The sequence below is a fragment of the Paraburkholderia ginsengisoli NBRC 100965 genome (assembly GCF_000739735.1).
Lineage (GTDB): Bacteria > Pseudomonadota > Gammaproteobacteria > Burkholderiales > Burkholderiaceae > Paraburkholderia > Paraburkholderia ginsengisoli.
Map to the genome: position 1 here is coordinate 78,880 of NZ_BBJF01000005.1, position 23,284 is coordinate 102,163.

The following is a 23,284-nucleotide window of genomic DNA, read 5'->3' on the forward strand; positions in this document are numbered from 1 at the left end:
GTTGTTTTTTCCACGCACGTACCGGCTATCACGGCCACGGCCTAACGACGCAACGACGCACAGCCCTCAGCGTGATTCACCGATACGCGTCGAGTCCCGCTCACGCGCATTCTCGTGGGAGTCCGCAACCGACGCATGCGGCTCCGGATGCACGAGGCAGCTCAACACACCGCCCGCGACCAGCAAGCCGACCGAGATCGCGGTCGCGGCCTGCATGCCGGCGACGATCTGCGCGGCCGCCGCGCCGCTCGCGAGCGCGCCGAAAGCGGCCACGCCCACCGCGCCGCCCGCTTGCCGCGCAGTGTTCAACACGGCCGACGCGGTGCCTGCGCGTTGCGCGTCGGTCGATGCGAGGACAGCCGTGGTCATCGCCGGGACTGCGAGGCCCATGCCCGATGGAATCAGCAGGAACGGCAGCAGCAGACCGAGCAACGGCGTGGCGGCGTCGACCCGATGCAGCAGGCCGTAGCCGAGTCCGGCCGTGATGGCGCCGAGGATCATCGGCACGCGCACGCCGAAGCGGCCGACCACCCACCCGCTCACCACGTTCGACAGCAGGAGGCCGCCCGTCAACGGCAGAAACGCGAGCCCCGCCTGCAACGGCGTATAGCCGCGCACGCGCTGCAGATAAAGACTCAGCACGAACACCATCCCGTAGTAAGTCAGATTCACGCAGATGCCGAACAGCACCGCCGCGCTGAACGTGCGCGTTCCGAACAGCGAAAGCGGCAGCATCGGCGCCGCGACACGCGCTTCCACGGCGACGAACGCGGCGGCCGCGAGCAGCGCGACAACAAAGCCTCCGGCCACGAGCGGGTGGCTCAGTCCCAACGGCCGCCACTCGATCACCGCCGCGACGAAGGCGGTCAGCGCGACGATCGCGAGGGCCTGGCCGCTGAGGTCGATGCCGCGCGGGTCGGCGGCTTGCGCGCGACGGCGCTCGGTCTGCGGCCGCGGCACCCAGAGCAGGGTCGCCGCCAGACCGGCTGCGCAAATCGGCAGATTGACGAGAAAGATGCTGCGCCAGCCGAATGCCGCGATCAGCAGGCCGCCGACAACCGGTCCGGCCGCAATCGACACCGCGCCCGCGGCGGTCCACAAGCCGACCGCGCGCGCCCGCAGTTTGGGATCGTGTCCGTACGACTGATTGAGCAAGGCCAGCGAGTTCGGCAGCATTGCGGCGGCGCCGACGCCCTGCAACGCGCGCGCGCCGACCAGCATCGGAGCTTCGGGCGCGAGACCGCAGGCGAGCGACGCGAACGCAAACAGCACGATCCCGGCCGCATACATGCGCCGCGCGCCGAAGCGGTCGCCGAGCACGCCGGCCGACAGCATCAGCACCGCGAACGCGAGCGTATAGGCATCGACCACCCATTGCAGACCGGCGACGTTCGCTTTCAGGCTCGCGCCGATTTGCGGCAACGCGATGTTGACGATGGTGACGTCGAGTTGCGTGACGACGAAACCGACGCTGACGGTCGCAAGAACGCGGCCGAGCGCGGGCGAAAGAGGGGACGTTGATGTGTTCATGGGATACATCGTAGGCCCATGTAGCGCCCGATGTTTCGGGGCGGCGTGAAGTGTGGATGTCGGCGGGGCAGGTTTGAACGCAAGGACTGCGAATTACAGCGGAAACAAAAACGGCGCCCCCGAAGGAGCGCCGTCTCATCACAGCTTAATCAACCCACCCGTTCAACGCGCGCGCGGCGCGTCCTTGATGAACAGCGTCGTCAACGCGCCGAGAATGCAGACTGCCCCGACATACATCGGCGCGGCCATCGGATTGGACTTCATCATCAGCGAAACCGCGATCGGCGTGAGTCCGCCGAACACCGCATACGCGACGTTATACGAGAACGAAATGCCCGAGAAGCGCACGACCGGCGGAAACGCCTTGACCATCACGAACGGAATCGCGCCGATCACCCCGACGAACAGCCCCGCCAGCGCATACAGCGGCACCAGCGCCGAGGTATCGACCGCGAGTTGCTGGAACATCACGTAGTAGGTCACGGCCAACGCGAGGCCGCCGATGAAAATCGTACGTCCCGCGCCGATGCGCCCGGCGATCGCGCCCGCCATCACGCAGCCGATCGTCAGGCACAGCGTCGCCACGCAGTTCGCCAGCAACGCGGTGGCGGGCGCGATATGAAACTGCTTCTGCAGGAGCGTCGGCGTCATCAGAATCACGACGACGATCGCAGCCGACAGCATCCACGTCAGCAGCATCGACACGATCACCGCGCGGCCATGGTCGCGCAGCACGGCCTTGAGCGGCACTTCCGCGGCGATCGCCTTGCGTTGCTTGAGCTCGGCGAACACCGGTGTCTCATGCAGCCAGCGGCGCAGATAGACGGAGAACATGCCGAACACGCCGCCCAGCAGGAACGGAATGCGCCACGCGTACGCGGAGATTTCCTCCGGCGCGAAGTGGCGGTTCACCGCCGACGCGATCAGCGAGCCGAGCAGAATGCCCGCCGTGAGGCCGGCCGTCAGCGTGCCGCACGCATAGCCGATGTGCCGCTGCGGCACGTGCTCGGAGACGAACACCCACGCGCCCGGCACTTCACCGCCGACCGCCGCGCCCTGCATCACGCGGAACAACAGCAGCAGCACCGGCGCCAGCACGCCGATGCTCGCGTAAGTGGGCAGCAGGCCCATCAGCAGCGTCGGCACCGACATCAGCAGCACGCTCAGCGTGAACATGCGCTTGCGGCCGAACAGGTCGCCGAAGTGGGCCATGATGATGCCGCCGAGCGGCCGCGCCAGATAACCCGCGGCGAAGATGCCGAAGGTCTGCACCTGACGCAGCCAGTCGGGCATCGCGGCCGGGAAGAACAGCTGACCGATCGCCGGCGCGAAGAACACGAAGATGATGAAGTCGTAAAACTCGAGCGCCCCGCCGAGCGCGGCGAGGCCGAGCGTCTTGTAGTCGCTGCGCCCAAGAGGGCGTGGGGTGACAGCCTGCGCTCCACCCAGATTTGTCGCTTGCATTGCTATGTCGTTGTTTTGGAATGGGAAGCCACACGTAGCGCGTGGAAATACGGCGGTCGTCGGGCGAGAAGTGTGGCAAGCGCTGGGTAGAGCACGGGACACCGGCGCGCCGCCCGGGTAGGGCAAGCGCGATGACGACTTGGGCCAGGCCGGGATTTTACAGGATGAAAGCCGCTCGCCTCGGGAAGTGCTTAATTAGATGGAGGAAAGTGCGCTCGGACTGTTTTTCTCGACGCTCGACCAGGTGGTCCCTCACTGAGTCAAGATGTCTGCCGCAATGCAATGAACATGCAAATTCGGATTGCTCCTATGGGATAGAAACAGAGCGCCTCTGAGAATGGCGTCCCAGCTACCCCGTTGAGAGTCGTCCATGCGTGTTGCTGTCCTTCAGCGTGACCCGGTCATGCGTCTATCGATCGAACAAGCCCTCTTGAAGGCCGGCCATACCTGCGTGGTGTATGACGATGGCCTCGCCATGTCCAAAGCGCTCGCCCGGTCCACGGTGGATCTGCTCGTGCTGGACTGGCAGGGCACGCGCCTGTCCGGTTCCGAAGTGCTGAGGTCGGTGCGCGGCATCGGCGGCGATCGCCTGCCGGTCATGTTCGCGTCGAACGACACGTCGGAGGAGAGCGCGGTGCGCGCGTTCACCAACGGCGCGGACGACTACGTCGCGCTGCCGTTGCGCGCCGCCGAGTTTCGCGAGCGCGTCGCGGCGTTGCTGCGGCGCGCGTATCCGGATCGTTTCAGCACCGCGAGCTTCAACGTCGGGCCCTACCATTTCGACACGCGCCGGCAGCTCGTCATGCTGCGCGGCCAGCCGGTGCCGCTGTCGGGCACGCAGTACCGGCTCGCGGCGCTGTTCTTTTCCAACATCGGCCGCGTGATGTCGCGCGATCACATCTTCGCGATGGTGTGGGGCCGCGAGTTCCGCGAATTCACCCGCACGATCGACAGTCATGTGTCGCGCTTGCGCCTGCTGCTCGAGATCGAACCGCAAAACGAATTCCGTCTGCAACCGGTTTATAAGAGCGGCTACCGGTTGCTGCATCTGCGCCAGGGCGAAACCGACGTCGACGCCGCCGACGCGCAGAAGCAGGCCGCCTGAGGCTAGTCTCCTTAGAGGGCCGGCAGCGTCGGCCGGGTTTCGATCGCGTGACGGATCAGCGCGTCGACCGCCTTGCGCTCGTCGCCCACCAGCGGCAGACGCGGCGGCCGTACCGGCTCGGTGCCGAGACCCACAATCGTCTCCGCCAGCTTGATGTTCTGCACGAGTTTCGCCGATACGTCGAGCGCCAGCAACGGCGCGAACCAGCGGTAGATCGCGCGAGCTTCCTCGAGGCGTCCCGCTTTCAGCAGCTTGTAGATCGCCACCGTCTCGTGCGGAAACGCGCACACCAGGCCGGCCACCCAGCCATGCGCGCCCATCAGCATCGCTTCCATTGCGAGGTTGTCGACGCCGCACAGAATCGCGAAGCGGTCGCCGACCGCGTTGATCAGGTCCGTCACGCGCCGCACGTCGCCGCATGATTCCTTGATCGCGACGATCTTCTTCTCGTCGGCGATTTCCGCGAACATCCCGGGCGTCATGTCGACGCCATAAGCGAGCGGATTGTTGTAGATCATCAGCGGCAAGGCGCTTGCGTCGGCGACGCTGCGGAAATGGTTGAGCGTCTCGCGGCGATCCGACAGATAGCGCAGCCCCGGCAGCACCATGTAACCGGCCGCGCCATGTTTGGCCCCGGCTTCGGCCTGGCGGCAGGCGTCGAGCGTGCTGTTTTCGGCGATCGTCAACAGCACTGGCACGCGACCGCGCGCGGCGTCGACGGCAATGTCGAGCACCTGCAGCTTTTCGTCGAGCGACAATGTCGACGCTTCACCCAGCGAGCCGCACACGATGATGCCGTCCACACCCGCGTCGATCTGCGCTTCGATGTTCTTGCCGGTCCATGCGCGGTCTATGCTGAAATCCGCGTGGAACTTGGTGGTGACTGCGGGCAATACGCCTTCCCAGATATGCGCCACGACTGCTCTCCTGAGTGTATGTGTCGAAGCGCAGTGTAAGCAGGGAAAATGTCGGCGTCTTGCGCGAATCGCGCGTGCCGGATGACGATTTCGGCACAGTCGAATGGCCCGCTGCAACATACCGTATCGCTTGAATCACTCACAAGAGCACGTTCGCGGCGATCTGCGCGATGGCCGGCGACGCATGAGCACAGGCGTCAAGCCGGGCTCGCGCCGATGTTCGATGAGTGTTGATCGAACCCGTGCAACGCACACGTTTTGCGTTCTGGCGAGCGCACGACATCTCGCCGCGCCTATGCCGAAATCGTCACAATCGACGCGCACGCACACCAAGACCCGAACGGCCGCCGTTCCTACCATGTGCGTCATGAAAACCTTGAACATCATCGACTCGCACACCGGCGGTGAACCGACCCGCCTCGTGGTGTCCGGCGGGCCGGACCTCGGCGGCGGCTCGCTTGCGCAACGGCTCGACGTCTTGCGCACGCGCTTCGACGACTGGCGCGCGGGCATCGTCACCGAACCGCGCGGCTCGGACGTGGTAGTGGGCGCGCTGCTGTGCGAGCCGGACGACCCCACCTGCGCGGCCGGCGTGATCTTCTTCAACAACGTCGGCTATCTCGGCATGTGCGGACACGGCACGATCGGGCTCGTCGTATCGCTCGCGCACATGGGACGGATCGGGCCGGGGCGTCATCGGATCGAGACGCCGGTCGGCTTGGTCGAGGCGACGCTCAACGACGACAGCAGCGTCGCCGTGCGCAACGTGCCGGCCTATCGCTATCGCGCGGCGGTGCGGGTCGACGTGCCGGGCTACGGCGCGTTGACGGGCGATATCGGCTGGGGCGGCAACTGGTTTTTTCTGGTCGCCGATCATGGGCACGCGCTGGATGCCGCGCAAATCGGCGAGTTGACCGCCTTCAGCTCGGCGATACGCGACGCGCTGATCGCGCAGCGCATCACCGGCGCGGACGGCGCGCTGATCGACCACATCGAGCTTTTCGGACCCGGTTCGCGCGACGGCATCGACAGTCGCAGCTTCGTGCTGTGTCCCGGCAATGCGTACGACCGCTCGCCGTGCGGCACCGGCACGAGCGCGAAAGTCGCGTGTCTCGCGGCCGACGGCAAACTGGCCGAAGGCGCGGTGTGGCGCCAGGAGAGCATCATCGGCAGCGTGTTCGAAGCGAGCTATCGCGATGCGGGCGACGGCATCTCGGTGATTCCGACCATCACCGGCCACGCGCACATCATCGCGGAAGGGCGGCTCTGTTTCGACGAACGCGATCCGTTCGCGTGGGGCATTCGCACGGCATGAGCGCGGACGCGGTGATCGTCGGAGCCGGCATTGTCGGCGCTGCGTGCGCGGCGGAACTGGCCGCGCTCGGCATGCGGGTCGAGGTGCTCGACGCGCAGCGTATCGGCGGCGGCGCGACGGCGGCGGGCATGGGCCATATCGTCGTGATGAACGACTCGCCTGCCGAGTTCGCGTTGAGCCGCTATTCGCGCGACTTGTGGTTGCAACTCGCGCCGCAGTTGCGCACGCGCGACGCGTTCGCGCGTTGCGGCACGCTATGGGTCGCCGCCGACGACGAAGAGCAACAAGCCGCCCGCGCGATGCAGGCGGCGTTCGACGCGCAGGGGGTCGTCGCGCAACTGCTGGACGCGGCCGCACTGCGCGACTGCGAGCCGGCATTGGCGGCGTCGATGGCCGGTGGCTTGCGGATCGAGCACGACAGCATCGTGTACGCGCCCACCGTCGCCGATTGGCTGCTGACGCAATCGCCTCACGCCGCCAACATCCGCGTGCGGCTCGCGACGCCGGTCGCTTCGGTCGACGCGAGCGGCGTTACCTTGGCCGACGGCGAGCGCGTCCGCGCTGCGCATGTGATCGTGGCGAATGGTCTGGGCGCGCGGCAACTCGTGCCGCTGTTACCCCTGGAGCCGAAGAAGGGTCATTTGCTGATCACCGACCGCTATCCTGGACTGATCCGTCATCAATTGCTCGAACTCGGCTATATCAAAAGCGCGCATCATGCGGCCGGCACGTCGGTTGCGTTCAATGCGCAGGCGCGGCCCACGGGGCAATTGCTGATCGGCTCGTCGCGCCAGTTCGACACCACCGATCCCGCGGTCGAGATGCCCGTGCTCGCGCGGATGCTGCAACGCGCCGCGCGCTATCTGCCGGTGCTGCCGACGCTCAACGGCATTCGCGCGTGGACCGGCTTTCGCGCGGCGTCGCCGGACGGGCTGCCGCTGATTGGGCCCGCTGGCGAGTTCGCGCCCGGTGTGTGGCTCGCGGTCGGTCACGAAGGGCTGGGCGTGACGACGTCGCTCGGCACCGCCCGGCTGCTCGCCGCGCAGATCGCGGGGAGCGCCGCGCCGATTCCCGCCGAGCCTTATTTGCCGGTGCGTTTCGCCGACCGGTTTCGCCAGGCAGGTAGCCCATGATCGCCACCGACGCGGCCCGCATCCGTTTGACGATAAACAGCCAAACCATCGACGTCGAACCCGGCACGACCGTGGCGGCGGCGCTTGTCATCGCGGGCGTGAGCGGCTCGCGGCGCTCGGTTAGCGGCGAGTGTCGCGGCGCGCTGTGCGGCATGGGCGTGTGCCAGGAGTGCCGCGTGACGATCGACGGCCGCGCGCACGCGCTCGCCTGTCAGACGCTGTGCCGCGCAGGCCAGGTCGTCCGCACGCACGACCCTGAGGACGCGCGATGACGCAACACTTCGACATTGTCGTGGTCGGCGGCGGTCCGGCCGGCTTGAACGCCGCGCACGCGGCGGCGCGCGAGGGCGCCACGGTCGCGCTGCTCGACGACAATCCGCGCGCGGGCGGCCAGATCTGGCGACAAGGTCCGGGGCATCCGGCGCAAGCGCCGCTGCGTGCACTGCTTGGTGCGCTGAACACGCACAGCGGATTCACCCACTGGCCGTCGACTCGCGTGATCGCGCCGCTGGCTTCGCGCGGGCTGCTGCTCGAATCGGGGGAAGACGGCGGCGTGTGCATCCGCTATGACCGGCTCATTCTCGCGACCGGCGCGCGTGAACGGCTTCTGCCGTTCGCCGGCTGGACGCTGCCCGGCGTGACCGGCGCCGGCGCATTGCAGGCGCTCATCAAAGGCGGCATGCCGGTGCGGGACGAGCGGATCGTGATCGCCGGCAGCGGTCCGTTGCTGATCGCCGCGCTCGCCACCGCGCGCGCGGCTGGTGCGCGGGTGGTGGCCGTGGTCGAGCAGTCACCGGCGTTCGCGGTCGCACGCTTCGGCGCGTCGCTGCTGGGCGAGCCTGCGAAGCTGCGGCAGGCGCTCGATCTGACGCGCGGGTTCGTGGGACTGCGTTACTGGACCGGCAGTATCGTGCGAGAGGTGCAGGGCGCGGGCCGCGTGCAGCGAGCCATTATTCAACGTGGCGGCGGGGCGGAGGTGACGCTCGATTGCGAGCGCGTCGCGTGCGGCTATGGACTCGTGCCGAACATCACGCTCGCTCAGGCGCTCGGCTGCGCGATCAACGACGCGGCCGAGATCGTCGTCGACGGCGAGCAACGCACGTCGGTCGAATCCGTGTTCGCGGCGGGGGAATGCACCGGCATCGGCGGCGCGGAACTGGCGTGTGTCGAAGGCGAGATCGCCGGGCTCGCGGCGAGCGGGGCGGCTGCGGCAACGCGCGTCGCGCTGCATGCAAAGCGGGCGCGCTGGCGCCGCTTCGGCCGGCGCGTCGACGCAGCCTTCGCATTGCGCGACGCCGCACGCACGCCTCCCGCCGACGCCACGTTGCTTTGCCGTTGCGAAGACGTGAGCATCGGCGAAGTGCGCGGCTGCGCCGACTGGCGTGAGGCCAAACTGCAGACGCGCTGCGGCATGGGCGCCTGCCAGGGACGAATCTGCGGCACGGCTGCGAGCGTGTACTTCGGCTGGCCGCCGGCCACACCGCGCCCGCCGTTCAGTCCGGCACAAATCGGCACGTTGATGACGGCTGGCGCGGAGCCGCCGGCGGTGGAGTGACGCTCCCGCTCCCGCTCGCACGCAATGTGCGAGGCGAACCTGCACGACCGCGCCCGCATGGGCGCGTGTCACGGACGAATCTGCGATGCGGTAGCCCGTGTGTACTTCGGCCGGCCGCCGCCGCGCCCGACGGTCGAACGACGCTCCCGCTCCCGCTCGCACGCCTTGGCCCGCCGTGCCGGAAGGATACCGATATTGGCCGCCGACGCGCCGCTCTATAATCGACCGGCCGCGCGCGAATGCACGCACCGGCCGCGCGCGCCAGCCGCTCATGCCGCGCCGGCGTCGCGATTCGCGCGCACACCTTTCCGGCCACGGACCAACGACCCAACGGACCCACGGGAGACCACGCACGATGAACACGCTGGCTCATCCGCTCGAACCGGACGACGCAACGCTGTCCGCCATGCTGTCGCACTTCAGGTTGCTGGAGCCGGTGTTCGACGCGATGCCGGACGTCGTGTTCTTCGTGAAGGATGCCGATGCGCGCTACGCGCTCGTCAACCGCACGCTGGCTTCGCGCTGCGGCTTCAAGGAAAAGGCCGCGCTCCTCGGCAAGACCGCCGAGGACGTGTTCCCGCGCCGCTTCGGGCGCATCTATACGGCGCAGGACAAGGCGATCATCGGCGTCGGCAGTCAGATGCTCGATCAACTGGAACTGCATCTGTATCCCGGCCGGCAGCCCGGCTGGTGCCTCACGTGCAAGCAACCGCTGCGGGACCCGGCGGGCAAGGTGGTCGGGCTCGCCGGTATTTCCCGCGATCTGAAAGCCGACGAGAGCAGCCACCCGGCCTACAGCCGGCTTGCGGCGGTCGTTCAGTCGATCCAGGAAAACTACGTGCAGCCGTTGAATCTGAAGCAGCTTGCCGCGATGGCGGATATGTCCGTCGCGCAACTGGAGCGCTATTTTCACAAGGTGTTTCACCTGACCCCGCGCCAGGTGCTACTGAAAACGCGTCTGGACGCGGCTACCGCATTGCTGGTTTCGCACGACAAGGTCACCGACGTCGCCGCGCTGTGCGGCTACACCGACCACAGCGCATTCACGCGGCAATTCAAAGCGACCGTCGGCGTCACGCCGAGCGAATACCGGATGCTGCTACACGGCACAGCTCGGAGCTGAGCCGCCGCACATGGTTCGTCGCAGGCACCACTACTACGTGTACGTCGTCGCGCTGGACGACGCGGTCTGGAACGAGGCGCGCTTTCGCCGCGCGAATCCGGACTACCGGTTCGACAAACCCTGCGTGTACGTGGGGATGACGGGACTGGACCCCGACTTGCGCTTCGACCGGCATAAGGCCGGCATTCAGGCCAACCGCTATGTGCGCGATTACGGCTTGCGTCTCGTGCCTGAGCTGTACGACGTGTTCAATCCCATGCCTTACCGGGGCGCACAGGATATGGAAGTGGAACTGGCGATCGGCCTGCGCGAAGCGGGATACGGCGTGTGGCAGGCGTGAGGCGGGTGGAGTGTTGCGGCGTGCTGGATGTTGGCACGGACTGCTTGTGTAGTGCTTGCCTGGCGCGCAAGGGGCCGAAGCGGGTCGAGCCCGGGACCGTGGGACTTCTGCGCGGGCGCGCGAGCCGGTGGCCTCGGACGGCTCGCGTTACTTGACGCCGAGCCCGCGCAGCACCGCGTTGCCCTCGCTCGTCAGACGGATGTGCGACGAACCGGCGTCGCCGGAAACCGTTTCGATCAGGCCGGCTTCGTGAAGCCGCGGAATCTCGGGTTTCGCGGACGCGTCGATCGGCGCATGCAGCAACAGCAGCAGCGTCGCCAGTTCGTGGTGGCTCAGCAGACGGCGCAGCATGGTGGGACGCTTGGCCGGCGCAGGCGTGTCGTTCGTGTTGTGTTCGGCTTGGTTCATGGTGCGCACCTCGTGCGGGTCGTGTCCGGGGGATCATGCGGACGAAGTCTTAAACGATTCTTAAGAGTCATTGTCCCGTAATACCGTGACATGAAGATTGCAATGGGACAACTTTTCGCATGTCCGCTGATCGTCCCGCTTACACGCCCTTACGCCACCGACCCTTATGGGGCGCAGGTTTTGCCGGCCGATTCGAGCCACAGGTTGCTGACGTGACGCTTGCCCGCATAGAAACGGTAAGTCGTCGCGCCATTGTCGCTACGTACCTTGATGATGTTCGAGTCGCCGAAGTCGAGCATCTGGCCTTGCGGGATCGCCGTGGATTTGAACGCGGCGTTGTGTTTGGTGGCGACCTGGGTCAGGCAGGCGACCACGTCGTCGACGGAGCGCTGCGTGGCGGTGTCGGTGACGGGCTCGCCAGCATCCGGATTCTTCTGGAAGTACGCGCAAGCGCTGAGGAGCAGGGGAACTGACAGGACTACGGCAAACTTCTTCATAACTCTCCTGGCGTTTCATTCGGCCGACGGGTGGATGCGACGCCCCGCACATGGCGCAGCCGCGCGACGTGGGCCGCAAAATCAGGCGCCATTATATCGGGGGCGGCGCGGATGCCCGAGCCGGGGTCGCATGTGGCGTGCCTGAGGGGCGGGGCACGACGGGCCAATCGAGGCGGCCGAACCGATAAAACGGTTAAAAACGGAACGGCTGGAACCGCTGTATCTGCCCGAGACTCGCGCGAGTGGCCCGAAGTTCCGGCAAACGCGGGAACGGCTTCCCGCGTCGCCGAAATCCGCGCTACTTGCGCCGCTGCGCCTGCGCGGCGAGCCGCACCGCCGCGTTAGCCGCGCCGTAACCGTCGTAGCCGCCGGGTTCCGGCAAACGCAGGAACGGCTTCCCGCGTCGCCGAAATCCGCCTACTTGCGCCGCTGCGCCTGCGCGGCGAGCCGCACCGCCGCGTTGGCCGCGCCGTAACCGTCGTAACCGCCGCGCCGCTCGACGATCTCCATGAAGAAGCGCTGATCCAGCTGTTCCGTGTAAGCGTGGAAAAACTCGCCGCCGCGCTCGTCGCGGTCGTACAGGATGTTGTTGACGCGCAGCGCCTCCAGCATGTCGTCCGGCAACGCGTAACGCGCGGCGAGGTCCTCGTAGTAATTACGTGGAATGCGCAACACTGGCAGGCCGTCCGCAACGAATTCGGGAATCGCGCTGAAGATATCGCCGGTGCTGAACGCGACGTGGTTCAGGCCGGAGCCGTGATACGTGTGCAGCGCCTCGGCCACCGCCGTGTGGTGATCGACCGATGCGTTCAGCACGATCCGCACCGACCCGTCGTGGCTGCGCAGCGCGCGGCTGCGCACGAGGCCGTACGGGTCCGGCACCAGCACGCCCGGCTCCGCCTGGAAGCCTAGCGCGGTGCGCAGGAACAGCACCCACGTATCCAGCGAATTCGCCGGCACCGACAGGCACACATGATCGATGCGCGACAGCGGGCCGACTTCGGTCGGACCGTTGACGTCGGTGAGAACGAAGTCGGCTTCGAATAGCGTGGGCTGATCCGGCGTTTCGTCGACGAAATAGTTCAGGCTGCTGTCGGGCGCCTGCACGGCGGGCAGCACCCGCTCGTTCGGGCCGATCTGGCCGGAGAACGGCGCGTAGCCGAAGCCGGCCGCGCGCTCGAACGCCTGGTTGGCGTCGTCCACGCGAAACGCCGACGCGCACAGCGACAAACCATGCTGCTGGAAGAACGCGTTCGCGAACGAATCCGGCTCCGCGTTCAGCACGATCGACGCCGCGCCATGCTGGAACAGCGTCACGTCTTTCGAACGATGCTGGCCGGCCTGGCGAAAGCGCAGCTTGCCGAGCCAGTCGACGAGTTGCGCGCGCGTCGTATGATCGACCGCGAATTCGAGGAATTGATAGCCGACGTGCGCGGGCGCCGCCGGCGAGCGATACAGGTCGCCGACCGGCTGCTGCGTCGTTTCGAGCAACGCGCGGGTCTGCTCTTCGAGGAATAGCAGCGAGCGGTGGCCGTCCGCGGCCGTGATCGTGGTGGGGGCGGCGCGAAAGCCGTCGTTGAAAATCTCCAGCGACAGCGGGCCTTGGTAGCCGGTTTTCACGACTTGCGCGGTGAAGTTCGCCAGATCGAAATCGCCCTGACCTGGGAAGCAACGGTAGTGGCGGCTCCATTCGAGCACGTCCATCGCGAGCTTCGGCGCATCGGCGATCTGCACGAACGCGATGCGATCGCCCGGAATGTCGGCGATCGCGTCGACCGTATCGTTCAGTGAAAGCGTATGAAAACTGTCGAGCACGAGCCCGAGATTAGGATGGTTCACCGCATCGACGAGCTTCCACGCGTGGCGGTAAGTCTTCACATGCTTGCCCCACGCGAGCGCCTCGTAGCCGGCGATCACGCCGGCCGCTTCAGCCGCGCGGGCCAGCGCGCCGAGTTGATCGATCATCAGCGCATCGTCGCCGATGGTGTCCGGCGACACATTGCTGCACACCAGAATGCGGTCCGTGCCGAGTTCGTGCATCACGTCGAACTTGCGTTTCGCGCGGTCGAGATTGCGTTCGAGACGCTCCGGACTCACCCCGTCGAAATCGCGGAACGGCTGGAACAGCATGATCTTCAGCCCGAGATCGTCGGCGATGCGACGCACGTCGGCGGGAGAGCCGTCGAAATAGAGCAGATCGTTCTCGAAGATCTCGACGCCTTCGAAGCCCGCCGCCCGGATCGCGGTCAACTTCTCGACGAGGGTTCCGCTAATCGATACGGTGGCAATCGAACGTTGCATGAACGGCTCCTGCAAAAACAGTCAGAACGACAGTTGAAGAATACGCGTAATGGCCGGCGCGCCGCGTTCGGCGCTTGCATACGTTTGCCTTGCATGCGTCTGCCGCAAGACATGCTGCAATGCGAGAAGCAGGCGGGTCCATCACGTGCATCCGCAAGACGCAGGCCAGAATTACCCACTCTAACGGAAGTTTCGCCAGTCTATACAAACTAACTAGATGGTACAAATTCGTAGAAACCCCCAATGACGACACGCGCCAATGGGTGCACACTTCGTTCCACGTCGTGAAGCAGCCACGCGATGGTGTGGTGCGCTGCGTGCCTTACTTTGCAGGAGTCGTCATGAGTTTTGCCTCCGTCCTGGTCCTCAACGGACCGAATCTCAATCTGCTCGGCACGCGCGAGCCGGCCATCTACGGCGCGGAAACGCTCGACGATGTGGCGAAACTCTGCCGCGACGCGGGCGAGCGCCTCGGCCTTGCGGTCGACTTCTGCCAGTCGAACGCCGAGCATCAACTGATCGACTGGCTGCATGCTGCGCGCACCAAGGTCGACGGCATCGTGATCAATCCGGCCGCTTACACGCATACGTCGGTGGCGATTGCCGACGCACTGTCCGCGATCGACAAGCCGGTCGTCGAAGTGCATATCTCGAACGTGCATCGCCGCGAGGCGTTCCGCCATCACTCGTATGTGTCGGCGGTGGCGGAGGCGATCATCGTCGGTTGCGGCACACAGGGCTACGTCTTCGCGTTGGAGCGGATGGCGACCATTCTTAAGAATAGGGCGGCGAAATGAACGTACAAGCGAACTCACAACCGGACTCGCGCGTAAGCGTCCCGGCGAATGCATTGGCCAGCTCACAGGCTACCCCGCATTCGTATCTCGTCGGTCTGATCGGTTCGGGCATTAGCGGCTCGCTGACGCCGGCCATGCACGAGGAAGAGGGCAGCAAGCTCGGCCTGCACTACGTGTACCGCCGCATCGATCTGGAGGCGTTGAAGCTCGACGCCGCCGCGCTGCCGGACCTGCTGACCGCCGCCGAGCGCATGGGCTTCAACGGTCTGAACATCACGTATCCGTGCAAGCAGGCGGTGATTCCGCTGCTCGACGAACTGTCCGACGACGCGCGCGCACTCGGCGCGGTCAACACCGTGCTGTTCAAGGACGGCAAGCGCATCGGCCACAACACCGACTGGTCCGGTTTCGCGCGCGCGTTCCAGCGTGGCTTGCCGGACGTGTCGCTCGAACGCGTCGTGCAACTCGGCGCGGGCGGCGCGGGCGCGGCGGTCGCGCACGCGGCGCTGCAGATGGGCGCGAAGTCGCTCACGCTATTCGACGTGGACGCCACGCGCGCCGCATCGCTCGCCGATGAATTGCAAAAGCGCTTCCCGGCCAGCACGGTCAGCGCGGGCACCGACCTCAAGGAGTCGCTCGCCGCGGCCAACGGTCTGATTCACGCGACGCCCACCGGCATGGCGAAATTGCCCGGTCTGCCGTTGCCGGTCGAATTGCTGCACCGCGATCTGTGGGTCGCGGACATCGTTTACTTCCCCATCCGCACCGCGCTGTTGCAGGCGGCCGAAGCGCTCGGCTGCCGCACGTTGAGCGGCGGCGGCATGGCGGTGTATCAGGCGGTCGACGCGATGCGCATCTTCACGGGGCTCGAGCCGGACGCCGAACGCGTGTACACGCACTTCCAGTCGTTGTTGCAAAAATAACCAGAGCGAGGAGACAAGCCCGACATGTCGCAACCGATTCAATCCAGTTCTTCCGGCACGCCGCATCAGAACGGCGCCGCGATCGGCGGCACGCGCCGCTCGAAGGCCCGCTATCAGATTCTCGGACTGCTTGCAGTCGGCACGATGATCAACTATCTGGACCGCACGGTGCTCGGCATCGCGGCGCCGCAGTTGACGAAAGAGCTCGGCATCAACGCCGCGATGATGGGCCTGCTGTTCTCCGTCTTTTCATGGAGCTACGTGGCCGCGCAAATTCCGGGCGGTCTGTTTCTCGACCGCTTTGGCAGCAAGCTGACCTACTTTCTGTCGATGACGTTCTGGTCGCTGTGCACGCTCGCGCAAGGGCTCGTGCACGGCATCGGCGGATTGTTCGCGTTTCGTCTGGGCCTCGGCGTGTCGGAGGCGCCATGCTTTCCGACCAATAGCCGCGTGGTGGCGACCTGGTTCCCGCAGAGCGAACGCGCGATGGCGACTGGCACCTATACCGTCGGCGAATATATCGGCCTCGCGTTTTTCAGCCCGTTCCTGTTTATGCTGATGGGCGCGTTCGGCTGGCGCTCGCTGTTCTACGTGGTGGGCGGCGTGGGCATCGTGTTCGGTCTGATCTGGTGGATGTTCTATCGCGAACCGCATGAGCATCCGTCGGCCAACCAGGAAGAACTCGACTACATCGAAGCGGGCGGCGGTCTCACGCAACGCAAGAAGAGCGCGAATGCAGCGGCGGCTGCGGCTCCCGCGAAGAGCGGCTTCGAATGGCGCACCATTGGGCGTCTGCTCAAGCATCGTCAACTGACGGGGATCTGCCTCGGCCAGTTCGCCGGCAACTCGACGCTGGTGTTCTTCCTCACGTGGTTCCCGACGTACCTCGCCACCGAGCGTCACATGGCGTGGCTGAAGATCGGCTTCTTCGCGATCATGCCGTTCATCGCGGCGTCGATCGGCGTGATGTTCGGCGGCGTGTTCTCGGACTGGCTGCTGCGTCGCGGCAAGTCGGCGAATGTCGCGCGCAAGCTGCCGATCATCGCCGGCCTGCTGCTCGCGTCGACGATCATTCTCGCGAACTATGTCGAGAGCAACGTGGTGGTGATCGCGATTCTGTCGGTGGCGTTCTTCGCGCAAGGGATGGCTGCGCTCGGCTGGACGCTGGTGTCGGACATCGCGCCCGAAGGGCTGCTCGGGGTGACCGGCGGCATCTTCAACTTCGCCGCCAACCTGGCTGGGATCATTACGCCGCTAGTGGTGGGCTTCATTGTTGCGGCGACCGGGTCGTTCGTTGGTGCGCTGGTGTTTATCGGCGCGGTCGCTTTGATTGGCGCGCTGTCGTACATCTTTATCGTTGGCGATATCAAGCGGATCGTACTGGTGGATTGAACGGGTTTTAGTTCTTTTTATTCGGTCGATGAAAAAAAACGGGACGTGGCGTGGGCCACGTCCCGTTTTTTATTTGGTCATTTAGTGCTGGGGGGTGGATGGTTGTTGCGGGGTGGTTGGGGGCAACGTGATCGCGCTTTCTTTCGTCGCGCGTAACGGCAGGATTTCTAACTATTGAGGACGCGAGGGCGATCAAGGTGTCTAGTTGACCCGCCTGCCGGTCGCATAAATCGAACGCTGGTAGGACGAGCTTTTCGTACTGGAGTGCATCTACTGGTTGACGCGAAGCCGGTTGATTTCTGATGGGCCGGGGTATGGTGCGTAGACGGCTGACGGACCTTGGTGGCTCATGCCGCTCCATCCGGTACCAGCCGGGTGCCCGAGATCGGAAACCGCGGAGGTCCGAAATCGACCTATTCGGTCACTCGATCCTGAAATGTGAATAGTCCACTACCGAGTGAAAATGCGACGGTCGTAGAAGCAGTCATTCAGGGGGTGAGACGCGACGGTAGCAACTGGTCACTATGCCGCCGCGTCCAAAATCGTCATTCGCGGGAAGTTGGTGTCGTTCGCGGTTAAGACTCGGTGGAAATCAACACCGAGTCAACGGTCAGTGACGTCGAAAGCGACTATTTCGTATCCAGAATCAGCGTACTTATTCGCCGCTTCTTCGGCTTCTTCACGGGAAAGAAAGCGCTTCGCTTCTTTTATCTCCGGCGCGAGGCCAATGTCGCCATCCTCCGCGCTGCAAAGAAACTTTTCGCCGGTTTTGACAACGTAAGCGCTGGTCATTTTCAACCTCCAAATCTGGCGAACGGCTATTCAGTCTAGCACCGCGTGGGAGACGGCGGGCGTTGTCGTGGCGATCGATCTCAACGTTCACCGGCCGAAGCCGCCACGCGTTTCAGACCTTCACACCTCGGACGCGAATGTCCGCTTATCGCACCCGGCCGACTGCGTGCACAGTGCACGCAGTGCCTTTTCCGCATTGCATAGTGTTGTTGGAGGTTCATCGAAGCGCGGGTCCGGAACACGCTAATCGTCGCCAAGCAACGAAAGTCCGCCGTCGTTCCGATGCCCACGTGCGGGGCGCCGCGCCAGATAGGTGTTTGCCCGCATTCTTACGAGAAACGCTTGAAGGAAAACTAGCCGCGACTTATCTTGCATCTCTTGTATATACAACCCTGCAACGCGGCAGTTGCACCCGTTCGAAACGCATCATGGACTCAGGGGCAATAACTGCTGAAGTCTAATCACTTTGGAGAACCCATGTCATCCGCCGATTACCTGCAAGGTGCGTGTGTGTGGAACGGTGTCGAAATGTACGAGAATGCTCGGTGGGTCAAGGACTTTCCGCCAGCGGTGCTGGACGAGATCGACATTGCCGTCGGCAAGTCGGCCGATATCGACTGGACCGGCGTCAACCGCGATAATTTCCCGCTGCCCAGTTCAAAGGCCTTCTTCGACGACGTGCGCGAAGAACTCGAAAACGGCTCCGGGATGGTGAAAGTCCGCGGCCTCGATGTCAGTCGCTACGACCAGGAACAGTTGCGCCGCATCTGGTATGCACTGGGCCATTATCTTGGCACGCCGATGTTCCAGAATCGCCGCGGCGAATTGATGCGCGAGATCAAAGACGAAGGTGCGGGTGTCGGCGCCAAACTGTATGGGGCGACCGTGGACGCATCGGGTAAGGAATTTCTATCGTCGGGCGCGCGCACCTTGTCGCCCGGAGAACTGCGCTTTCACACAGACCGCTGCGACGTAGTCGGATTGCTTTGCGTGCGGCAGGCATCGGAAGGCGGCGTCAGCAAGCTCGCAAGCAGCGCGACCGTCTACAACGAAATGCTAAAGCGCCGGCCGGATCTGCATGCGCTGCTGTGCAAACCCATTCCGCGTAGCCGTTTCGGGGAAGAAGCCGGCGGCCAGTACGTGACCTATGATCTGCCGGTTTTCGGGGTCCGGGACGGCAAACTCACGAGTCACTTTTCGCTGACCTACATCGAGAATGCGCAATTGCTTTCGAATGTGCGCAAACTGACCGATGCCGAGCACGAAGCTTTGCGAATGCTTCTGCAACTCGCTCAGGAGCAGTGTTTCGAAATGCGATTCGCGCCTGGGGACATCCAGCTTCTCAACAACCATATCGTGTATCACGGGCGTACGGCTTTCAAGGACGACGCGACGACCGGCCAGGATCGGATGCTGATGAGGCTCTGGTTGTCGGTACCCAATTCGCGCGCGTTGCCTGAAGATCATGCAATCCTCTGGGGCGATATATCGGGTGGCATGCCTCATGGCGGTATTGCGCAGCCCGCGACACCTTGCATGAGTTGAGCGCAGGGCTTCTCCCGATCTCGCGGTTCCGCAGTACTCGGTAAGCTGTCGACGTGTCGCCAGTCGTTGAAGATGCAATAACCCACAATTGAGGAGACTAACGTGTCGCAAAGCAGTATGCCTCTTACAGAAAAACGTGGAACGTGGCTTTATCGGGCGGCGGTTTGCGTCGCTTTGAGTGCCGTCACCGCCACCACATTCGGCGCGCAGGACTTTGGCAATTGCGAAGTAACGGGACAAAAGGGCTCCGTCAAATTGACGACCGCCGTTCCAGGCACGCTGTCGGTGCGGCCGGTTCTCGGCGTGCCAGGCTGGTGGAATGGCGATTCTCCCGACACGATCAAGGACGGATTCGAGTACTGCATGGCCGCCAACATGGCTTATCGCGCGGGACTCGATCGAGTGGTTCTGGTGCCCCGGTCCTTTCAGCAGATTCTGACTGGACAATCGCAGGGATTCGATATCGCGCTGAGCGAAATCACTATCACCGAGCCGCGCAAGCAGGTGGTGAATTTCACTGTGCCGTACTTCAATTCAGATCAGGGGATCCTGGTCAAAGCCGGCACCAAGGTCGACAAGAAGAGTCTCGGCAAGCTTCGCTATGCGGTTGAGCGCGGCACCACTGCTTACGATTACATTGTCGAAAAAGTAAAACCCGCCGAGCAGCCGAAGGTATTCAACGATCCGCCGTCGATGTACACGGCGCTTGCCGCGGGACAAGTCGACGCTGTGGTCTACGATACGCCGAACGTTCTTCTGCGCGCGAAGAACTCGAATGGCGCATTGGAAGTCGTTGGGCGTTTCGATACCGGTGAAAAATGGGGCGGACTGGTCAACAAGGATTCGCCGAATCTGGCGGCATTCAACCAGCTGATCGACGGGATGAAGAAGGACGGCACGCTGGAGAAGCTGACCACCAAGTACCTGACGCCGGAACTCGGTGCGGATCCCACCAAAGTGCCGGTGCTGAACCCCTAAGCGACCCAACCCGGCATCCCACCCAACGAGCCTGAACTATGAGCAATGCAACGCGACAGACAAGCGACGTCATGCCGGCCCCCGCGGGCAGTGGGCGCCGCTTGAGAATGGGGGGCATGCCGTCTGCGCCCACATCATTGCTGCTCGCATCGATCGCGGCGGTCGCTGCCGTCGTATTGGGAAGTTGGTACACGGTTGCTGTCATGCGAGCCGCCTGTCTGGCGGCTCATTTCGATGGCGCGTGGGTCAATGCGATCGCCGTGGTTCTCGCGTTGCTTGCGATCGCGATCGTGTTGCCGGTGGTCCGGGCGATCAGAGCGTGTGGCCGTATTCGCGATGCGGTTGCGAATGAGGATCTCGCGGAAGCGCGTAGCGCCCGCTCGGGGGCTCGGGACCAGTGCTTTGTCGCGTTGGGATATGCATTGGCGCAGCTGGTCGTGATCCTCGTCTTTCAGTTCTTTCTGGTCAACCATCAGGCGGTAGCCAAGACGTTCTTCCTGGTACCCCTGATGGTGAAGACATTCCCATTGGTACTCGCTGCTTTCTGGATGAACGTCAAGATCTCCATCATTACGGAAGTCCTGGTATTGATCTGGGGGTTGATCGTCGCGCTCGCTATGTTCGCGCCCGGTGTCGCCGGCAAACCGATTCGCCTGATCGCCACCGCGTACATCGATATCTTCCGCGCGGTACCCGCGGTGCTGGTGATCTATCTCGTCGGTTTCGGTATTCCGTTGACCGGCATACCCGTGCTGAAGGATTTTTCGCTGACGGTCTTCGTCATCGTCGCATTGACGTTGACCGTGGGCGCTTACGTCGCGGAGATTTATCGCGCCGGCATTCTGAGCATTCACTGGAGCCAGAGCGCCGCAGCGCGTTCGCTTGGCCTCTCCCATTTCCAGACGTTGCGCTTTGTCATCGTTCCGCAGGGGATCCGGCAGATCATTCCGCCACTGCTCAATTCTTTTATCTCGTTGCAGAAAGATACGGCGCTGGTGTCTGTCGTGGGTGTGATCGATTCATTCAATCAGTCGATGTTGATTGCGTCGAATTACTACAATCTTTCCGCTGTCAGCACGGTGGCTCTGCTTTTCATTGTCGTGTCGATTCCGCAAACGAGATTTGTCGAGCGAATGATGCGGCGCGATCGCGCTCGTATGCGTGCGGGCTAAGCTTGAGGGAGATTCCATGTCGTTTATCGACATTCGCGACATTTCGAAATCGTACGGTGCGGTGCCGGTTATCAAGCGGCTCGCGATGACGGTCGGCGAGCATGACGTCGTGTGCCTGATCGGGCCGTCAGGGTCGGGGAAGTCGACGCTACTACGTTGTATCAACGGTCTCGAGTTGATCGATGACGGCGAAATACTGGTCCACGGGGACCGGATCACCGGTCCCGGCGTTGACGTGGATGCATTGCGTCGAGACATCGGCATCGTGTTTCAGGGCTATAACCTGTTTCCGCACATGAGCGTTCTCGAGAACGTGACGCTCGCTCCGATTCGCGTTCTGAAACAGGAGAAAGGCGAAGCGGAAGAACGCGCGATGACGCTGCTCAAGCGCATTGGCCTCGCGCACAAGGCGAAGGAATATCCGGATCGGTTGTCGGGCGGACAGCAGCAGCGCGTGGCGATCGTGCGCGCGTTGGCGATGGATCCGATGGTGCTGTTGCTCGACGAAATCACCTCCGCACTTGACCCCGAACTCGTTTCCGAAGTTCTGAACATCGTGCGAGATCTCGCGAGTGAGGGCATGACGATGCTGCTCGCGACCCATGAGATGGGCTTTGCGCGTGAGGTTTCGTCAAAGGTATGCTTTCTGTGCGATGGCGCCGTTTATGAAGAAGGGCCACCGGAGCAGATTTTTGGCGATCCGACGCGCGACAGGACGCGCGCGTTCCTCAAGAGTATTCGGGAAGCCAAGCGCATCTGACCGATAGGCTATGCCATTCAGGCGCCTTTTACGGTGGCAGTCTTCGGAGTCCTGCTCGGCGTCAGCCCAATACAGCAATGCAGCGGAAACCCAAAGCTTAAGTAGTCGTATCGACGTGAACGTCTCCTTGCGGCCGAAGCCGGCCCCATGACGAACTTCGGCAAGTGGGCCAATTCGGGCTACCAATTTCCTGCAGACGGCCATTCATTCGTCGAAGCATGCAGCAGGTTTCTGTCCTGACCGGAGCGAACGATGCGGCAGATGACGATTTCTATATCAATCGCAGATCCCACAACACATCGAGTACGTGTTGCGTGGAACTTTCAACGCAGCCGGCGCGATGCGCAACGCCGAGCCGGCGCCACAGCGCCGGGCGTAGCGCACGCATGACAATGCGCGGGTCAGGCGATGGAGTCGTGGCCTCGTGGGGCAACAACGCTGCGCCGTAACCCGCGGAGACCAGACTCTTGATCGCATCGTTATAGTTGAGCTGAATGCGTGGCACGGGATGATGACCGCCCGCTGCGAACCACTCTGCGGTCAGTTGCGACAGCCGTGTAGTCGAGTCATTGAGAATGAGAGGCTTGCTGGTCAGCCACCTGGGCGTCACGCGGGCTGGGCATTCCCAGTGGGCCGGCATGAAGGCCATGACAGGATCCCGGCGCCACGGCTTGATCACGAGGCCAGCCATCGTGGGTTGCGGTAGCGCGACCAGTCCGACATCCAGCGATCCTTCCGCGAGACGGGTGAGCGTGTTCTGCGACGTGAGCACCGAAACCTGGACGTCGATTGCAGGATGTTGCTGTGCCAACACTTCAAGAGCCTGGGGCAGGAGGTGTGCGATTGCGCCCGTCGACGCGCCAAGTCGTACACGGCCCCCAAGCCCCTGCACTTGCCGCCGCACGTCGTCCAGCGCCTGCCCGGCATCGGCCAGCAGGTGCCGGGCTTTTTCCAGCAGAGATTCCCCGATTGTGGTGGGCTGAACGTGGCCGCGCTTGCGCGACAGCAGCGGCGCACCAATGCGCTCTTCCAGTTCCTGGATGTGAAGGCTGACTGTCGGCGCAGCCAGATGCAGGACACGCGCGGCGGCCGCAAAGGAACGAAGGTCTGCGATCGTCACCAACGTGCGCAGCCGGTCCAGACTAATCTCTCTCATCAGCGTGGTAAGTTAGAAAAAACTGAACGTCGATTTCAGGAAATTCAACTTTTCATATTCTATCTCTGGAACGAAGATCGG

Annotated in this window: 22 protein-coding genes and 1 pseudogene; 14 read left to right on the forward strand and 9 right to left on the reverse strand. The window is 63.8% G+C overall.

Translation table 11 applies throughout. The features are described from left to right. Positions 1 to 66: 66 nt before the first annotated feature. On the reverse strand, positions 67 to 1,530 hold the full coding sequence (locus BGI01S_RS09625; protein WP_042324726.1) for an MFS transporter: 1,464 nt from the start codon (positions 1,528 to 1,530) through the stop codon (positions 67 to 69). A gap of 162 nt (positions 1,531 to 1,692) precedes the next feature. Next, entirely contained in the window at positions 1,693 to 2,994 is a 1,302-nt protein-coding gene (locus BGI01S_RS09630) for an MFS transporter (RefSeq protein ID WP_042324728.1), read from the reverse strand. A 370-nt stretch (positions 2,995 to 3,364) separates the two neighbouring features. Here BGI01S_RS09630 and BGI01S_RS09635 point away from each other — a divergent pair, with 370 nt between their 5' ends. Beyond that, positions 3,365 to 4,099, forward strand: a complete 735-nt coding sequence (locus tag BGI01S_RS09635; RefSeq protein WP_042324730.1) for a response regulator transcription factor — start codon at positions 3,365 to 3,367, stop codon at positions 4,097 to 4,099. Between the two features lie 11 nt (positions 4,100 to 4,110). Here the strand turns inward: BGI01S_RS09635 and BGI01S_RS09640 are convergent, their stop codons facing one another. After that, positions 4,111 to 5,016 (reverse strand): dihydrodipicolinate synthase family protein, encoded by a 906-nt coding sequence (locus BGI01S_RS09640; protein ID WP_042324732.1) that lies wholly within the window; start codon positions 5,014 to 5,016, stop codon positions 4,111 to 4,113. A gap of 358 nt (positions 5,017 to 5,374) precedes the next feature. On the opposite strand from BGI01S_RS09640, the gene BGI01S_RS09645 reads away from it, so the two are divergent. The 6 genes from BGI01S_RS09645 (at position 5,375) to BGI01S_RS09670 (ending at position 10,482) form a co-directional block, all read left to right on the forward strand. Continuing rightward, the gene (locus BGI01S_RS09645; RefSeq protein WP_042324733.1) at positions 5,375 to 6,331 is read left to right on the forward strand and encodes a 4-hydroxyproline epimerase; all 957 of its coding nucleotides are present in this window, start codon (positions 5,375 to 5,377) and stop codon (positions 6,329 to 6,331) included. Then, a complete protein-coding gene (locus BGI01S_RS09650) occupies positions 6,328 to 7,464 on the forward strand; it encodes an NAD(P)/FAD-dependent oxidoreductase (RefSeq protein ID WP_042324735.1) in 1,137 nt (378 codons plus the stop codon). The genes BGI01S_RS09645 and BGI01S_RS09650 overlap by 4 nt, the downstream gene beginning before the upstream one ends. Further along, positions 7,461 to 7,736, forward strand: coding sequence for a (2Fe-2S)-binding protein (locus BGI01S_RS09655; protein ID WP_042324737.1), 276 nt, complete (start codon positions 7,461 to 7,463; stop codon positions 7,734 to 7,736). Before BGI01S_RS09650 ends, BGI01S_RS09655 begins: the two co-directional genes overlap by 4 nt. Beyond that, positions 7,733 to 9,019, forward strand: coding sequence for an FAD-dependent oxidoreductase (locus BGI01S_RS09660; protein ID WP_042324738.1), 1,287 nt, complete (start codon positions 7,733 to 7,735; stop codon positions 9,017 to 9,019). The genes BGI01S_RS09655 and BGI01S_RS09660 overlap by 4 nt, the downstream gene beginning before the upstream one ends. A 355-nt stretch (positions 9,020 to 9,374) precedes the next feature. Then, entirely contained in the window at positions 9,375 to 10,142 is a 768-nt protein-coding gene (locus tag BGI01S_RS09665) for a helix-turn-helix transcriptional regulator (RefSeq protein ID WP_042324740.1), read from the forward strand. Positions 10,143 to 10,152: 10 nt separating this feature from the next. Beyond that, positions 10,153 to 10,482 (forward strand): hypothetical protein, encoded by a 330-nt coding sequence (locus BGI01S_RS09670; RefSeq protein WP_042324743.1) that lies wholly within the window; start codon positions 10,153 to 10,155, stop codon positions 10,480 to 10,482. 147 nt (positions 10,483 to 10,629) lie between these two features. On the opposite strand, the gene BGI01S_RS09675 is transcribed toward BGI01S_RS09670, so the two are convergent. The 3 genes from BGI01S_RS09675 to BGI01S_RS09685 all read right to left on the reverse strand — a co-directional run bounded on the left by BGI01S_RS09675 (position 10,630) and on the right by BGI01S_RS09685 (position 13,688). Beyond that, positions 10,630 to 10,890 carry a hypothetical protein gene (locus BGI01S_RS09675; RefSeq protein ID WP_042324745.1) on the reverse strand — a complete coding sequence of 87 codons (261 nt, stop codon included), beginning with the start codon at positions 10,888 to 10,890 and terminating at the stop codon, positions 10,630 to 10,632. 164 nt (positions 10,891 to 11,054) lie between these two features. After that, positions 11,055 to 11,387 carry a YdgH/BhsA/McbA family protein gene (locus BGI01S_RS09680; protein WP_042324747.1) on the reverse strand — a complete coding sequence of 111 codons (333 nt, stop codon included), beginning with the start codon at positions 11,385 to 11,387 and terminating at the stop codon, positions 11,055 to 11,057. A gap of 417 nt (positions 11,388 to 11,804) precedes the next feature. After that, positions 11,805 to 13,688, reverse strand: a complete 1,884-nt coding sequence (locus BGI01S_RS09685; RefSeq protein WP_042324749.1) for a bifunctional sugar phosphate isomerase/epimerase/4-hydroxyphenylpyruvate dioxygenase family protein — start codon at positions 13,686 to 13,688, stop codon at positions 11,805 to 11,807. Positions 13,689 to 14,029: 341 nt separating this feature from the next. Here BGI01S_RS09685 and aroQ point away from each other — a divergent pair, with 341 nt between their 5' ends. From aroQ to BGI01S_RS09700, 3 genes are read left to right on the forward strand one after another with little or no spacing between them, the layout of a single operon-like run. Continuing rightward, positions 14,030 to 14,485 carry a type II 3-dehydroquinate dehydratase gene (gene aroQ, locus BGI01S_RS09690; RefSeq protein ID WP_042324752.1) on the forward strand — a complete coding sequence of 152 codons (456 nt, stop codon included), beginning with the start codon at positions 14,030 to 14,032 and terminating at the stop codon, positions 14,483 to 14,485. Further along, complete coding sequence (locus BGI01S_RS09695; protein WP_042324754.1) at positions 14,482 to 15,408, forward strand: shikimate dehydrogenase; 927 nt, start codon at positions 14,482 to 14,484, stop codon at positions 15,406 to 15,408. The genes aroQ and BGI01S_RS09695 overlap by 4 nt, the downstream gene beginning before the upstream one ends. A gap of 24 nt (positions 15,409 to 15,432) precedes the next feature. Beyond that, complete coding sequence (locus BGI01S_RS09700) at positions 15,433 to 16,800, forward strand: MFS transporter (protein ID WP_042324756.1); 1,368 nt, start codon at positions 15,433 to 15,435, stop codon at positions 16,798 to 16,800. A 133-nt stretch (positions 16,801 to 16,933) separates the two neighbouring features. On the opposite strand, the pseudogene BGI01S_RS31025 reads toward BGI01S_RS09700, so the two are convergent. Both BGI01S_RS31025 and BGI01S_RS09705 read right to left on the reverse strand, forming a co-directional pair. Next, positions 16,934 to 17,161: pseudogene (locus BGI01S_RS31025) on the reverse strand (hypothetical protein); the annotation flags it as partial. Between the two features lie 242 nt (positions 17,162 to 17,403). Continuing rightward, a complete protein-coding gene (locus tag BGI01S_RS09705) occupies positions 17,404 to 17,592 on the reverse strand; it encodes a hypothetical protein (protein ID WP_042324758.1) in 189 nt (62 codons plus the stop codon). Between the two features lie 477 nt (positions 17,593 to 18,069). On the opposite strand from BGI01S_RS09705, the gene BGI01S_RS09710 reads away from it, so the two are divergent. From BGI01S_RS09710 to BGI01S_RS09725, 4 genes are all read left to right on the forward strand, one after another. Next, positions 18,070 to 19,137, forward strand: coding sequence for a TauD/TfdA family dioxygenase (locus BGI01S_RS09710; protein WP_042324760.1), 1,068 nt, complete (start codon positions 18,070 to 18,072; stop codon positions 19,135 to 19,137). A 102-nt stretch (positions 19,138 to 19,239) separates the two neighbouring features. Then, a complete protein-coding gene (locus BGI01S_RS09715; RefSeq protein ID WP_232624418.1) occupies positions 19,240 to 20,115 on the forward strand; it encodes an ABC transporter substrate-binding protein in 876 nt (291 codons plus the stop codon). Positions 20,116 to 20,153: 38 nt separating this feature from the next. After that, a complete protein-coding gene (locus BGI01S_RS09720; protein WP_052400444.1) occupies positions 20,154 to 21,287 on the forward strand; it encodes an amino acid ABC transporter permease in 1,134 nt (377 codons plus the stop codon). 16 nt (positions 21,288 to 21,303) lie between these two features. Further along, positions 21,304 to 22,047 carry an amino acid ABC transporter ATP-binding protein gene (locus tag BGI01S_RS09725; RefSeq protein WP_042324766.1) on the forward strand — a complete coding sequence of 248 codons (744 nt, stop codon included), beginning with the start codon at positions 21,304 to 21,306 and terminating at the stop codon, positions 22,045 to 22,047. 271 nt (positions 22,048 to 22,318) lie between these two features. Here BGI01S_RS09725 and BGI01S_RS09730 read toward each other — a convergent pair whose 3' ends face one another. Next, positions 22,319 to 23,203, reverse strand: a complete 885-nt coding sequence (locus tag BGI01S_RS09730; protein ID WP_042324769.1) for a LysR family transcriptional regulator — start codon at positions 23,201 to 23,203, stop codon at positions 22,319 to 22,321. Positions 23,204 to 23,284 lie beyond the last annotated feature (81 nt).

Excerpts from the sequence above, each read along its gene's own strand:
- BGI01S_RS09625 (WP_042324726.1), bottom strand. The coding sequence starts at position 1,530 with ATGAACACATCAACGTCCCCTCTTTCGCCCGCGCTCGGCCGCGTTCTT.
- BGI01S_RS09630 (WP_042324728.1), bottom strand. The coding sequence starts at position 2,994 with ATGCAAGCGACAAATCTGGGTGGAGCGCAGGCTGTCACCCCACGCCCT.
- BGI01S_RS09635 (WP_042324730.1), top strand. The coding sequence starts at position 3,365 with ATGCGTGTTGCTGTCCTTCAGCGTGACCCGGTCATGCGTCTATCGATC.
- BGI01S_RS09645 (WP_042324733.1), top strand. The coding sequence starts at position 5,375 with ATGTGCGTCATGAAAACCTTGAACATCATCGACTCGCACACCGGCGGT.
- BGI01S_RS09650 (WP_042324735.1), top strand. The coding sequence starts at position 6,328 with ATGAGCGCGGACGCGGTGATCGTCGGAGCCGGCATTGTCGGCGCTGCG.
- BGI01S_RS09655 (WP_042324737.1), top strand. The coding sequence starts at position 7,461 with ATGATCGCCACCGACGCGGCCCGCATCCGTTTGACGATAAACAGCCAA.
- BGI01S_RS09660 (WP_042324738.1), top strand. The coding sequence starts at position 7,733 with ATGACGCAACACTTCGACATTGTCGTGGTCGGCGGCGGTCCGGCCGGC.
- BGI01S_RS09665 (WP_042324740.1), top strand. The coding sequence starts at position 9,375 with ATGAACACGCTGGCTCATCCGCTCGAACCGGACGACGCAACGCTGTCC.
- BGI01S_RS09670 (WP_042324743.1), top strand. The coding sequence starts at position 10,153 with ATGGTTCGTCGCAGGCACCACTACTACGTGTACGTCGTCGCGCTGGAC.
- BGI01S_RS09675 (WP_042324745.1), bottom strand. The coding sequence starts at position 10,890 with ATGAACCAAGCCGAACACAACACGAACGACACGCCTGCGCCGGCCAAG.
- BGI01S_RS09680 (WP_042324747.1), bottom strand. The coding sequence starts at position 11,387 with ATGAAGAAGTTTGCCGTAGTCCTGTCAGTTCCCCTGCTCCTCAGCGCT.
- BGI01S_RS09685 (WP_042324749.1), bottom strand. The coding sequence starts at position 13,688 with ATGCAACGTTCGATTGCCACCGTATCGATTAGCGGAACCCTCGTCGAG.
- aroQ (WP_042324752.1), top strand. The coding sequence starts at position 14,030 with ATGAGTTTTGCCTCCGTCCTGGTCCTCAACGGACCGAATCTCAATCTG.
- BGI01S_RS09695 (WP_042324754.1), top strand. The coding sequence starts at position 14,482 with ATGAACGTACAAGCGAACTCACAACCGGACTCGCGCGTAAGCGTCCCG.
- BGI01S_RS09700 (WP_042324756.1), top strand. The coding sequence starts at position 15,433 with ATGTCGCAACCGATTCAATCCAGTTCTTCCGGCACGCCGCATCAGAAC.
- BGI01S_RS09705 (WP_042324758.1), bottom strand. The coding sequence starts at position 17,592 with ATGACCAGCGCTTACGTTGTCAAAACCGGCGAAAAGTTTCTTTGCAGC.
- BGI01S_RS09710 (WP_042324760.1), top strand. The coding sequence starts at position 18,070 with ATGTCATCCGCCGATTACCTGCAAGGTGCGTGTGTGTGGAACGGTGTC.
- BGI01S_RS09720 (WP_052400444.1), top strand. The coding sequence starts at position 20,154 with ATGAGCAATGCAACGCGACAGACAAGCGACGTCATGCCGGCCCCCGCG.
- BGI01S_RS09725 (WP_042324766.1), top strand. The coding sequence starts at position 21,304 with ATGTCGTTTATCGACATTCGCGACATTTCGAAATCGTACGGTGCGGTG.
- BGI01S_RS09730 (WP_042324769.1), bottom strand. The coding sequence starts at position 23,203 with ATGAGAGAGATTAGTCTGGACCGGCTGCGCACGTTGGTGACGATCGCA.